General features: G+C 31.0%; 11 protein-coding genes and 1 other annotated feature. Of the genes, 10 read left to right on the top strand and 1 reads right to left on the bottom strand.

The features are described from left to right. Positions 1 to 166: 166 nt before the first annotated feature. Positions 167 to 419: a binding site (T-box leader), on the top strand. A 119-nt stretch (positions 420 to 538) separates the two neighbouring features. The 8 genes from SA378_RS06255 to SA378_RS06220 all read left to right on the top strand — a co-directional run bounded on the left by SA378_RS06255 (position 539) and on the right by SA378_RS06220 (position 8571). Then, positions 539 to 1645, top strand: coding sequence for a prephenate dehydratase (locus tag SA378_RS06255; RefSeq protein ID WP_318525124.1), 1107 nt, complete (start codon positions 539 to 541; stop codon positions 1643 to 1645). A 368-nt stretch (positions 1646 to 2013) separates the two neighbouring features. Next, the gene (gene aroF, locus SA378_RS06250; RefSeq protein WP_318525123.1) at positions 2014 to 3027 is read left to right on the top strand and encodes a 3-deoxy-7-phosphoheptulonate synthase; all 1014 of its coding nucleotides are present in this window, start codon (positions 2014 to 2016) and stop codon (positions 3025 to 3027) included. A 16-nt stretch (positions 3028 to 3043) separates the two neighbouring features. After that, positions 3044 to 3910, top strand: a complete 867-nt coding sequence (locus tag SA378_RS06245) for a prephenate dehydrogenase (protein ID WP_318525122.1) — start codon at positions 3044 to 3046, stop codon at positions 3908 to 3910. Further along, complete coding sequence (gene aroB / locus SA378_RS06240) at positions 3897 to 4958, top strand: 3-dehydroquinate synthase (protein WP_318525121.1); 1062 nt, start codon at positions 3897 to 3899, stop codon at positions 4956 to 4958. The genes SA378_RS06245 and aroB overlap by 14 nt, the downstream gene beginning before the upstream one ends. A gap of 14 nt (positions 4959 to 4972) precedes the next feature. Further along, the gene (aroA, locus tag SA378_RS06235; RefSeq protein WP_318525120.1) at positions 4973 to 6226 is read left to right on the top strand and encodes a 3-phosphoshikimate 1-carboxyvinyltransferase; all 1254 of its coding nucleotides are present in this window, start codon (positions 4973 to 4975) and stop codon (positions 6224 to 6226) included. Continuing rightward, positions 6204 to 7301 carry a chorismate synthase gene (gene aroC / locus SA378_RS06230; protein WP_318525119.1) on the top strand — a complete coding sequence of 366 codons (1098 nt, stop codon included), beginning with the start codon at positions 6204 to 6206 and terminating at the stop codon, positions 7299 to 7301. The genes aroA and aroC overlap by 23 nt, the downstream gene beginning before the upstream one ends. Positions 7302 to 7358: 57 nt before the next feature. Next, on the top strand, positions 7359 to 7847 hold the full coding sequence (locus SA378_RS06225) for a shikimate kinase (protein ID WP_318525118.1): 489 nt from the start codon (positions 7359 to 7361) through the stop codon (positions 7845 to 7847). A 190-nt stretch (positions 7848 to 8037) separates the two neighbouring features. Beyond that, entirely contained in the window at positions 8038 to 8571 is a 534-nt protein-coding gene (locus SA378_RS06220) for a TetR/AcrR family transcriptional regulator C-terminal domain-containing protein (protein ID WP_318525117.1), read from the top strand. A gap of 21 nt (positions 8572 to 8592) precedes the next feature. Here the strand turns inward: SA378_RS06220 and SA378_RS06215 are convergent, their stop codons facing one another. Further along, entirely contained in the window at positions 8593 to 9627 is a 1035-nt protein-coding gene (locus SA378_RS06215; RefSeq protein WP_318525116.1) for a hypothetical protein, read from the bottom strand. A gap of 202 nt (positions 9628 to 9829) precedes the next feature. Here SA378_RS06215 and SA378_RS06210 point away from each other — a divergent pair, with 202 nt between their 5' ends. Further along, positions 9830 to 11212, top strand: coding sequence for a radical SAM protein (locus tag SA378_RS06210; protein WP_318525115.1), 1383 nt, complete (start codon positions 9830 to 9832; stop codon positions 11210 to 11212). A gap of 116 nt (positions 11213 to 11328) precedes the next feature. Then, positions 11329 to 12561, top strand: a complete 1233-nt coding sequence (locus tag SA378_RS06205; protein WP_318525114.1) for a CCA tRNA nucleotidyltransferase — start codon at positions 11329 to 11331, stop codon at positions 12559 to 12561. Positions 12562 to 13001: the final 440 nt, after the last annotated feature.

Raw genomic sequence — 13001 nt, 5'->3', positions numbered from 1 at the left:
CCTCATCTTTTTTTATGAGGTTTTATTATACCATATTTTCTATTTTTGGGACATAATCAATTGTGGTATACTAAGACATTATCATAAATCAATCAGAAAGTTAAATGTTTTAAGAAAATTATAGTTGACAATTTATAGTTTTAATTGTATCATACTAAAAATAACATAAACGGCTGTGATAGATGAAAGTAAATTTGAGGACACTAACAGGGAGTATTCGTCTTAGACTGAAAGCGAATATTAGATAAATCATTTTGAAGTTCCCTCTTGAGCTGCTTTGCTGAATCAAGTAGGCAAAGTCGTATTTCCTGCGTTACTAGGATAGAATATCAGATTTATATCTCGTATTCGAATCAGAGCGCAGCTTTATGCTGAATTTGGGTGGTACCGCGGAAGAAATATAACCTTCCGTCCCTATATAAATATATATTTATATAGAGACGGAAGGTTTTTTTATTTTAAAATTATAATTTGGAGGACAAAGATATGATAATTGTGTTAAAGAATGGAACTAATGGAGAGAAGTGCAGGTGATCATATGGAGTATAATTACTTAATGGAGCAAATAAAAGAAAATGATGAAGCAATGAAAGATCTATTTATAAAAAGGATGGCTATGCTTGAGAAAATTTCATTAATTGAAAATAAAAAATGTAGTAATTCAAATGAAAATAGTGTTGGAATAAATAACGAAACAGAATCTCTATTAAATAACAAATATTCAATGGAGTATAATTGTTTTATGAAAAATTTATTATCTATTGAAAACAAGAACAAATATAATTTGCTTCTCAATAGGAACGACATAGAAAAAATTCAATGTTCAGAAATAATAAAAATACAAAATGTTTGCTATCAAGGTTTACCATATTCATATTCTGAAAGTGCAGCAAAAGCCTTGTTTAAAAATAGTGCTTTCATAAATAAACCATCTTTTGAAGAAGTATTCAAGACTGTCTATGGAGGGGCTGCAGATGTTGGTGTTGTACCAATTGAAAATTCAACTGCAGGTTATATAAATGAAGTTTATGATTTATTGCTTAAATATGATTTGTATATAAATTATACTTATGTAAAAAAAGTGGACCATTGTCTTGCAGGTGTTGCTGATGCAGCAATTGAAGATATTACAGAAGTATATTCACATCCCCAGGCTATTTTACAATGCAAAGAATATATTGCAAGACATGGCATAAAGCACGTAGAAGAAATAAATACAGCTGTTGCAGCACGCAATATTGCTAAACTAAATGATAAGCATATTGCTTGCATTTGTTCAACTGAGGCAGCTATTAATTATGGTTTGAAAATAATTGACAAGCAGATTAATCAACAAAAAAATAATTACACTAGATTTGCTGCAATATCAAAAAAATTAATTTATGAAGAAGATCATAATAGAATCAGTATTGTATTCAATGTACCTCATAAAATTGGTTCTCTTGATGAAGTGTTGTCATTATTTACTTATTACAACTGCAATTTGTCTTATATATATTCCAGACCAAATTTAAGAAGTCCGTTGGAATACATGTTTTATTTAGACTTTGAGGGTAATATTTCAAACAACAATATAAAATCAATATTGTACCAATTAAAAAATGAGCTTCCATTTATGAAAATTCTGGGAAGTTTCAAAGCTTAATAATAATTATACATTGCTGTTAGTAAGTAGGTAAATTCATTTTATTTCATAAATATTAAAAATAATAGTTGACAACTCCAAATTATGTGATAAAATACTTTTAATTAACTTGAAACATGGAGAGGAATAAAAATGAAAGTTGTGAAAAACCTTTATGTAGCTAATTTGTATAACTATTATTATAGTAATTTTTATTACTATTATTTTTGTACAAAAAAACTGCATATAACTTTACGAGGGATTACAACATAAATTTTTATTATAAAATTATATTAAAAAGTAATTATATTATATCAATGATTGTTAGAAGAGTCCTTTATGGGCTCTTTTTTTTAATAATAAAAAAATTATAAACTTGGAGGTTCAAAATGATACTAGTAATTAACAAGAATGCAAGCGAAAAAGAAATTGAAGATGTAAAGGAAAAAATCCATGCTAAAGGATTTGAAGTTCATGAATCAAGGGGTTTGAATTATCACATTTTAGGTGTTGTGGGAGATACAAGCAGCATAGATTCCGGATTATTTCAAACATATAATGCAATTGACAAAGTTATTTTTGTACAGGAGCCTTATAAAAAATCAAACAGGTTATTCCATCCAGACAACTCTGTTATTAAAGTTGGAAAGGAGACAATAGGAGGGGATAAATTAGCAATAATAGCAGGACCGTGTTCTGTAGAAAGCGAAGAACAAATTGTAAGCATTGCAGAGTCTGTTAAAAAGTCAGGTGCCGGTTTCTTAAGAGGAGGAGCTTTTAAACCAAGAACATCTCCTTACAGTTTCCAGGGTTTGAAAAAAGAAGGACTTGAGTTATTAAAAATTGCAAGAGAAAAAACAGGACTTCCTATTGTTACAGAAATCATGTCAACTGACTTTTTAGATGACTTTGTAGAGGATGTGGATGTGATACAAGTTGGTGCAAGAAATATGCAAAATTTTGAATTGTTAAAACAACTTGGAAAAACAAATAAACCAATTCTTTTAAAAAGAGGTCTTTCAGCAACTATTGAAGAATTACTTATGTCAGCTGAATATATTATGGCCGGAGGAAATGACAATGTTATTTTGTGCGAGCGTGGTATTAGGACTTTCGAAAAATTTACAAGAAATACTTTGGATTTAAGCGCAATACCGGCTATTAAAAAATTAAGTCATTTACCTGTAATTATTGATCCAAGTCATGCCGCAGGTCTATGGTGGATGGTTGAACCATTGGCAAAAGCAGCAATAGTGGCTGGAGCAGATGGATTAATAATTGAAGTTCACAATGATCCTAAGAATGCGTTAGTTGACGGTGCTCAATCCATAAAACCCGACAAATTTGAACACCTTATGGATAAATTAAAGATGCTTGCTGCAGTCGAAGAAAGAGCGATTTAATTACAGGAGGAATAAAGTGAATAACATAGAGGATTTAAATATAACAGTTGTAGGATTAGGTCTTATAGGCGGTTCTATTGCAAAGGCTATAAGAAAAAATTTAAAAGTAAGAAATCTTTGGGCAGTTGATTTAGATATAAATGCTTTGTCAGAATCAAAAAAATCAGGAATTATTGATAATTGCTATGTCGATCCTAAATATCCTCTTCAAAACTCTGAAATAGTAATAATGTGCACTTACCCGGATACTACGTTGGATTTTATAAAAAACAATATGATCCATTTTAAACAAAATGCTTTAATAACAGATACATCAGGAATAAAGGGGAAAATTGTAACAGAAGTTAAAAAAGTAATGAGAGATGACCTTGAGTTCATAGGAGGTCATCCAATGTCTGGGAAAGAAACTTTTGGATATCAATTTTCTGATGATGCTATATTCCTTGGGGCCAATTATATATTGACTCCCGATGAAAGCAATACAGAAGATTCAGTATCATTCTTAAAAGAAATATTGTTAAAAATAGGGTTTAAAAAAATAGTTGAGACAACACCTCAGATGCATGATGAAATAATTGCGTACACCAGTCAACTTCCCCATGTCATAGCGAGCTTGTTAATGACTAATTCTAAATTCGAAAAAAGTATAGACTGCATTGGAGGAAGCTTCAAAGATATTACAAGAGTTGCCGATATAAATTGTGATTTGTGGTGTCAGCTTCTATATGAAAATAAAAAAAATATTTTATCTGAACTTTCGGTCTTAATAAATGACATTAACAATATTTGTGATATAATTAATAATGACGATTTGCATTCCTTAGAATCAATATTTAAAAAAAGCAGTATACTTAGAAAAGAGATAAACTATGAAAAAGCTTAATATCAATCTGGATAAAAATAAATATGATATTTTAATTGAAAATGGAATTATAAATAATGCAGGTTATAAAATAAGCAATTTTTATCAAGAGAGCGATATAGCAGTTATCACCGATGAAAATGTGTATAAATTATATGGAGAAGCGTTAAAAGAATCATTGGTTAAATATGATTTTAAGGTTAACTTCATAATTGTTAAGCCTGGGGAAGCAAGTAAGTCCTTGGGTACATTAAAAAACGTATATACAAGTCTCACGGATTATGGTGTAACCAGAGGTGGTTTGATAATTGCTTTGGGCGGTGGAGTTGTTGGAGATTTGGCAGGTTTTGCAGCATCCACTTATTTAAGAGGCATTGATTATGTTCAAATACCAACGACTCTTCTGGCTCAAATAGATTCAAGCATAGGCGGTAAAGTTGCTGTAAATTTACAAGAAGGAAAAAATTTGGTGGGCAGCTTTTATCATCCCAAAATAGTACTGATTGATCCAAGTGCCTTAAACAGTCTTCCAGATAAATTTATCAAGGATGGTTTAGGAGAAGCTGTTAAATACGGATGCATTAAGGATAAGGGGTTGTTTAATATTCTTAATGCCATAAAGTCTAAAGAAGAGCTGCTTGAAAATATAGAAGATATAATTTTCAAGTGTTGCAGTATAAAAAAAGAAGCAGTTGAAGCGGATGAGAAAGATAAGGGAATGCGAATGCTTTTAAATTTCGGACACACATTAGGTCATGCAATTGAAAAATATTATAACTATGAATCATATTCTCACGGAGAAGCAATTTCAATAGGAATGTACCATATAACAGAAAAAAGTGAAGAGCTGGGATATACAAAAAAAGGAACTGCCGAAGAAATAAAGAATATTTTGACAAATTTAAATATGAATTATGAATTGCCAGATATGAGTATGAACGTTATCAGGAAATCAGTCAATCTGGACAAAAAGAACATTTCAGGACTTATTAATTTAATTTTATTAAGAGAAATAGGAAATGCATATATTGAAAAAGTTCCTGTGGAGAATATAGAAAAATTCATATAGACATGGAGAAAATCATGGATAGTATTAAAATAACACCAGCAAAATTGAATGGAATTATATATGCTCCTTCGTCAAAGAGTATGAGTCACAGAGCTATAATATGTGCTTCTTTATGCAATGAAGGAGAAAGTATTATTAAAAATATTATTTTGTCAGAAGATATTAAAGCTACAATAGATGGTATGAAACAGCTTGGAGCTGAAATAGAAATAATAAAGGGCAAGACAATCAGCCTATCTATTAAAGGAAATAATCGCAATATAAGTAAGGCTTATATTAATTGCAGAGAATCCGGTTCAACTTTAAGATTTTTAATTCCAATTGGTTTAATGCTATCAGATGAATGCGTATTTAACGGTTCCGGGAAATTAGTTGAAAGACCTTTGGATGTTTATTACAATATATTTGAACAGGATAATATTTACTACGAAACAAATAATGGAAAATTGCCATTAACAGTAAGGGGTAATTTGCAGGGTGGATGCTATGAAGTAACAGGAAGTATCAGCTCACAATTTATTACAGGCTTGTTTTTTGCACTGCCGCTATTGAATAAGGATTCAACAATTATCATTAAGGATAAATTAGAATCAAAAGGATACATTGACCTTACACTTGAAATATTAAAAAAGTTTAATATATTTATTGAAAATATTGATTATAAAAAATTTAAAATTAAAGGAAATTCAGAATACAAATCAACAAATTATAATGTCGAGGGCGACTATTCTCAAGGAGCATTTTTCCTTGTTGCAAAAGAAATCGGAAACAATGTAGAATGTTTAGGTTTGGAGAAAAATTCTCTGCAAGGTGATAAAGAAATTGCAGACATAATTAGAAGGTACCATGAAGCAAGTGAAGAAATAATAATAGACGCTTCCCAAATACCGGATTTAGTACCTATTTTAGCAGTATTAGCATCTTTAAAGGATGGAATTACCACTAAGATAATTAATGCAGAGAGAGTAAGAATAAAAGAATCAGACCGATTAAAAGCTATTTCTACTGAATTAAAGGCTCTGGGCGCTGATATTGAAGAATTAAGTGATGGGCTTTTAATAAAAGGAAAAAAGAGTTTGAAAGGCAATGTTACCGTCAAAAGCTGGAATGATCATCGCATAGCTATGTCATTAGCAATTGCTGCTACAAGATGCGATGGACATATAATTTTACAGGATTATAAAGCAGTAAATAAATCTTACCCGGAATTTTGGACAGATTATAAATCTTTAGGGGGAAAAATAGATGAGTTCAATGTTTGGAAATAAATTAAAGATTAGTATATTTGGAGAATCTCACGGTGAAGCAATAGGTGTTGTAATTGATGGTTTGCCTAGCGGAATTGAAATTGATTTGGATTATATAGAAAAACAAATGGCAAGACGTTCACCTGGTAGAAACAACTTATCCACCGCTCGCAAAGAAAGCGATAGTTTTAATATATTAAGCGGATTTTTTGAAGGTACGACTACAGGAACACCTTTATGCGCAACTATTCAAAATCAAGATAGAAAATCTAAAGATTATTCTGCTTTAAAAACTACAATGCGCCCCGGACACAGTGATTATTCAGGATTTGTAAAATATTGCGGATACAATGATTATCGAGGCAGCGGACATTTTTCCGGGAGAATAACTGCACCTCTCTTGTTTGCAGGTGCAGTGGCGATGCAAATTCTAGAAAAGTACAAGGGTATTGTTATTGGTACTCGAATTAAAACAATTTACAATGTGACAGATGACAAAGAAATAAATCCTGACCAAATAAATAAACTAAAAAGTATGAACTTTCCGGTAATTTCAAATGAAAAGAGCATGCTCATGCAACAGGAAATAATAAATGCTAAAGAAAACGGTGATTCTGTTGGAGGAATAGCAGAAACATTTATATTAAATGTTCCGGCAGGTTACGGAGAACCATTTTTTGATTCTGTTGAAAGCAAATTGTCACACATGATTTTTTCAATACCTGCTGTAAAAGGAATTGAATTTGGCGAAGGATTCAAAATAGCAGAAATGAAAGGTTCATCAGCAAATGACCCTTATTACATAAAGGATGGAAATATATTAACACAGAGCAATAACAACGGTGGAATATTAGGCGGCATAACAAATGGTATGCCTATAATATTCAGAACTGCTATAAAACCTACTCCATCAATTTCTAAACTTCAAAATACTATAGATATTTCTACCATGGAAAATAAAACTATGCAAATAGAAGGTCGTCACGATCCATGCGTAGTACCCAGAGCTGTTCCGGTAATTGATGGAGCTGCTGCATTAGTCATTTTAGACTTAATGATGGAAAGAGAAGGGGAAATATGGAACTTAATGAAATAGGGATACAGATAAATACTGTACAGGTAGATTTAAAATTAAATTATACAAGGTGAGTTTATGAAAAATTTAGTACTGATAGGAATGCCCGGAAGCGGTAAAAGTACAATAGGACGTTTGCTTTCCAAACAGCTTAATATGAAATTTATCGATATGGATGATTATATTGTAAAAATTGAAGGAAAAAGCATTCAAGAATTATTTGATATAGGTGAGGATTATTTCAGGGATGCAGAAACCAGGTGTTCTTTAGCGTTGAGCAATATGAATTCAATTGTTGTTGCAGCTGGCGGCGGTATTATAAAAAGAAAAGAAAATATAGATTATTTAAAGAAAAGCTCAATTATAATTTTTATTAACAGACCTGTGGAACAAATAATAAAAGATATTGATTATGGAGCTCGTCCTTTGTTAGCAGAGGGGAAAGAAAGACTTTATGATCTTTATGATGAAAGAATTAATTTGTATAAGGAATATTGTGATGTTGAAATAGAATGTTTTGGCACAATTCAAGATACTCTGAATAAAATCATTCATATTATAGAATAAAATCTTCATTGCGTTCAGGATGAATAAACAGGGTCTGTCAATAGTCTAGTCAATTAATTATAATTGGCTTTTTTTTAATATTAGAAATTTAAAGGTTCAAATTTTTCTTTTATTAATTTAAATTTGATGGTAAAATAAGTAAATAACAGTATTCTTGTGTTTAAACAATTGTTATGAAAGGAATAATATTATGTCTGATTCTCAAATTACAAAGAAAGCATTGGCTGAATCCATGAAAAGATTAATGGAAGAGAGACCTATGAAGAAAATTAATATTGGGGATATAGTGGAAGGCTGCAATATGAACAGGCAGAGCTTCTATTATCATTTCAAAGACAAATATGACTTGGTTAATTGGATTTATTATACTGAATTTATTGTAACAATTAAAGATGCACCTTTGGCTTCATGGGAAATTTTAGAGAAAATTTGCAAATTTTTTTATGAAAATAAAACATTTTATAAAAATGCTTTTCAAGTGACAGGACAAAATTCATTTTCAGAATATTTTATTGAAGTTTTGCATCCAATTTTAACAGTTCATTTAAATGATATATTTAAAAATAAAAAGAATGTAGATTTTTATGCTACATTCTATGCTGATGCTATAAGGGTATCTATTTCAAGATGGCTCATTGAAGGAGCAAAAATTCCTCCGGAACAATTTGTTGAACTAATAAAAGCTTCAATAGAAGGAGTCGCTATGAAATTATTAAATGAATAAAAGCATTGAAATTTCATACGTTTATAGGTTAGATAAAATTTCTTCAAGAGTAGATGTACGTATATTGTAATCTGTTTTTTTGCTGTAAAGGTTAGAAACAGTTGCTTGACCAAGGCTGTCTATGCTTAAAAAAAATGATTCTTCCGAGATTATGTTGTCAATTCGGGCAATATCTCCATAGAAATCCATAAAACATACAGGGGTATTGATTTTAGTTCTTGATTTATAAATGTAATCATATGTATTATTTAAAACTTCATGGCTTAAGTCTTTCTTTCGTATTAATATTGCAAAGTTAGATCCAATAGAAAGTGTTTTTCTTGCTATAACACCGTTTGAAATATTGGAAACATTTGTGTCGTCATAGTATGCGAAGCTTCCGTAAAAGCATTTATATTTTCTTAAAAGCTTGATTTTATCCAGAACTTCATCATTATCATCCGGGTTATTTTCTATTAAAACTGGTATGCAAATATTTGTAGCTTTGCTAATTTTTGCAGCCATGTCATCAGTTAAAATATCAGGATTTAAAAATATCATAAACGCGCAATCTGGATTATTTTTAACAGCAGCTAACACTTCATCCAATATTTCCCTATTATCATTTAATAAAATCATATAACTGTATATTCCGATTTTTTTACCATTTGTAATTAAGTTAGAAAATTCTTCACATGTAATATGATTCTCATATCTTTTCTCGAAGTTTAAAACTATTACCCAAGGAACGTTGTAACCGTTTTTTTTTTCATGTTCTCTTATTATGTTTGCACCATATGTGAAACTGTTGTAACCAATGTCAATTCCATAGTTTGCAATTGTATCGTGATTTGTGTTTTTTATTATGTCTTCTATAATGTCATAATAACAGCTGTTTTCATTGGTTAGTATTTCATGAGCCAATTCAAAAAAAATTTTCTGAAATCTGCCTTGAGCAAAATATTCTCCTAAATCCAGCAAATTTCTCACACCTCGCTTAGGATTATCTTTAATGTAGCGTATTCCGTTTTCCACAGCTGTTTTAATTATTGCATATGTAAGTTTATAATTATCCATAATTATCTCCATATATTACTTTATTGTTTTATTAGGATATATCTTTTTTGGCAAATTCCATATAGACAAATTTTAAAAGTGTCAAAAAAAAAGACAATTTTTACATGTGTCTGATTTTTAGACATATAATTATTCTGTCTAATGTTAGATTACAAAAGCGATAATATAATATAAATATAGACATTTGAGGGAGGTTATATTTATGAGTGAAAAGAATATGTTTGAAAATTTGCAATATTTTGGTATGAAAAAGGTTCTTGATTATTTGGATGCAGATCCTGAAAACAATATACCTAAAATACTTGATTGGGTTGAAAAGTTTGACAAGGACGGAATAGCCAACAGGCAAATTGAAACTGTTAAGAGAGTGTTGGACAATACAGATAGCAATTGGTATAAGCTTGTTAAAAGTTTTTATACAGATATTGATCCTAATGTAAGAAAAACTTTTTTTGAAAATTTCATAATTAATGCAACAATTATAGGGGGTAAGCGTCAAAAAAAAGCAAGAGAAGAAAATAACTGTAATGTTCCTTGGGCTATATTGATGGATCCGACATCTGCATGCAATTTGCATTGCACAGGCTGCTGGGCAGCTGAATACGGCAATAAAATGAATATGGACTTCGACACTTTGGACAGCATAATTCAGCAAGGGAAAAAGCTAGGTACTTACATGTACATTTATTCTGGAGGAGAGCCTTTGGTGCGCAAGGATGACATTATTAAGCTGTGTGAAAAACACAATGACTGTGCATTTTTAGCTTTTACAAATTCTACATTAATTGATGAAAAATTTGCTGATGAAATGCTACGAGTTAAAAACTTCGTGCCGGCCATAAGTGTGGAAGGTTTTGAAGAAGAAACAGATTTCAGACGTGGAAAAGGAACTTATAAAAAAATAACAAAAGCTATGGATATTCTTAAAAACAAGAAGCTTCCATTTGGTATTTCTTGCTGCTATACAAGCAAAAATGCAGATGTAATAGGTAGCGAAGAATATTTTGACGATATGATAGAGAAGGGTGCAAAATTCGCGTGGTTCTTCACTTATATACCTGTAGGAAAAGATGCAGTGCCTGAACTTATGGCAACAGCAGAACAGCGTGAATTCATGTATCATCAAATAAGGGATTTCAGACAAACAAAACCTTTGTTCACAATGGATTTTTGGAATGACGGAGAATATGTTAATGGGTGTATAGCAGGAGGAAGAAACTATTTACACATCAATGCAAATGGAGATATTGAGCCTTGTGCATTCATACATTATTCTGATACAAACATTCACGAAAGCACATTGCTTCAGGCATATAAAAATCCATTGTTCATGCAGTACAAACAAAATCAGCCGTTTAATAAAAATCATTTAAGACCTTGTCCTCTCTTGGACAATCCGGGTCGCTTAACCAATATGGTTGAAAAATCAGGAGCCAAATCAACCGACATGCTAAATCCTGAAAATGTAAGAGAACTGAGCAAAAAATGCTATGAAGCTGCTAACAATTGGGCTCCCGTTGCAGATGAGCTTTGGGAGGAATCACACAGCTGTGCAGGATGCTACAGCTGCAATTCAGCTAAATAGAAATATTATAGGGGATGGTCCTGTACCATCTTGTTTTTGTTTTACAGATAAAGTCTTTTCGCTTGCCTAATTAGAAATTTTGGTTATAATTAAATATAGCGAAAGGAAGGAATGCGATGAATATTGAAATTAATATGCCATGTGAAGTTGAAAAAGCACTGAATATTTTGAATAGTAATGGTTTTGAAGCATACATAGTCGGCGGTTGCGTGAGAGATGCAATTTTAGGTGCAGTTCCTTCTGATTGGGACATTACAACTTCAGCAAAGCCGGATGAAATTATTAATTGCTTTAAAGATTACAGAACTATTGAAACAGGACTGAAACATGGAACAGTTACTGTTGTAATTAATCATATGCATATGGAAATAACAACATACAGAATTGACGGAAAGTACAGTGACAACAGACGTCCCGATACTGTTCTTTATACAGATAAAATATCTATGGATTTAAAGCGCAGAGATTTTACTGTAAATGCGTTGGCATACAACTGTGATGGAATTGTTGATTTATTTGGTGGGATTAATGATATTGAGAAAAAAACAATCAAGTGCGTCGGTGATCCCGATGAAAGATTTAATGAAGACGGGCTTAGAATTTTAAGGGCGCTGCGTTTTGCGTCTGTGCTGTGCTTTAATATAGAGGAAAATACTTCAAAAAGAATTCACGAAAATAAAAATCTCTTAAACAATATTTCTTGTGAAAGAATCAACAGTGAATTTTGCAAATTAGTTTTAGGAAAAAATTTTAATAAAATTATGCTGGAATACAAGGATGTAATTGAAGTTTTCATACCTAGTATAAAAAAATTAAACAAAGAAGACTGGAAGCAAAAAATAAATTCAATGGCTATGGTGCCTAACGATTTAATCCTTAAATTTACTTTGCTTTTCTATAAAATTGATGATATTGAGAACATTTTAACGAGATTGAAAAATGACAATGTAACCATTAAGAATGTAAGACTGTTAACTTTAAATATTGATGAAGAAGTACTGCCAACTCCAATAAATGTGAAAAGGTGGCTTAATAAAATTGGTTACGATAATTTAAATCAATTGTTTAATGTTAAAAAGGCAGTTGTGAAGTCTTTTGATAAATCAAATGAAACAGAACTGGAAAATCTTGAAAAAGCAGAGCTTTTAATGAATGAAGCAGTAAAACAAAGACAATGTTTCAGTTTAAAAACATTAGCTATTAATGGTAAAGATTTACTGGAAGCTGGTATAGCCGAAGGCGAGCAATTAGGTGAAATCTTAGACGAAATTTTAGATAAAGTCATAGAAGGAAAATTAGAGAATCAAAAATCTGTTTTAATGGATTATATAAAATTTTATAGAAAATAATAAATTATTGTTGACAAGCTTTATTAGAAGTGTTAAACTCCTAAACAATAATACAAAAACAAAACCGTTGAAGCGAAGATTAAACTATATGTGCACTTACAGAGAGTTAGGATTGATGAGAACCTAGCAGAACGCAGTACAGCAAGTGGATCGCCGAGGGTGAGGTGAAAGGGTTAACACTCAAGTATCTGAAACGTGTGCTTACGTTACAAAGCAGAAAATGTGATTGCATTTTTGTTTAAGTGGATTGAATTTCAGTCAACTAAGGTGGTACCGCAGGAATTTTGCCTGTCCTTTATATAAGGACAGGTTTTTTGTTTTTGTAAATAAAATTACAGGAGAGAAGTGTGAAAAAAGACTGTGATTTTTGGGCAACCTTAACTAAGAGTTCATAGAACCCAATAAAAATATTTGATTAATTAATTACCGTTGCAATTTTT

Origin of the sequence: Sedimentibacter sp. (assembly GCF_033447055.1) — a bacterium.
Lineage (GTDB): Bacteria > Bacillota > Clostridia > Tissierellales > Sedimentibacteraceae > Sedimentibacter.
Note: the sequence above shows the minus strand (reverse complement) of the source record. Positions and strands in the feature narration are given on the sequence as shown.

Excerpts from the sequence above, each read along its gene's own strand:
- SA378_RS06255 (WP_318525124.1), top strand. The coding sequence starts at position 539 with ATGGAGTATAATTACTTAATGGAGCAAATAAAAGAAAATGATGAAGCA.
- aroB (WP_318525121.1), top strand. The coding sequence starts at position 3,897 with ATGAAAAAGCTTAATATCAATCTGGATAAAAATAAATATGATATTTTA.
- aroF (WP_318525123.1), top strand. The coding sequence starts at position 2,014 with ATGATACTAGTAATTAACAAGAATGCAAGCGAAAAAGAAATTGAAGAT.
- aroA (WP_318525120.1), top strand. The coding sequence starts at position 4,973 with ATGGATAGTATTAAAATAACACCAGCAAAATTGAATGGAATTATATAT.
- aroC (WP_318525119.1), top strand. The coding sequence starts at position 6,204 with ATGAGTTCAATGTTTGGAAATAAATTAAAGATTAGTATATTTGGAGAA.
- SA378_RS06225 (WP_318525118.1), top strand. The coding sequence starts at position 7,359 with ATGAAAAATTTAGTACTGATAGGAATGCCCGGAAGCGGTAAAAGTACA.
- SA378_RS06215 (WP_318525116.1), bottom strand. The coding sequence starts at position 9,627 with ATGGATAATTATAAACTTACATATGCAATAATTAAAACAGCTGTGGAA.
- SA378_RS06210 (WP_318525115.1), top strand. The coding sequence starts at position 9,830 with ATGAGTGAAAAGAATATGTTTGAAAATTTGCAATATTTTGGTATGAAA.
- SA378_RS06220 (WP_318525117.1), top strand. The coding sequence starts at position 8,038 with ATGTCTGATTCTCAAATTACAAAGAAAGCATTGGCTGAATCCATGAAA.
- SA378_RS06205 (WP_318525114.1), top strand. The coding sequence starts at position 11,329 with ATGAATATTGAAATTAATATGCCATGTGAAGTTGAAAAAGCACTGAAT.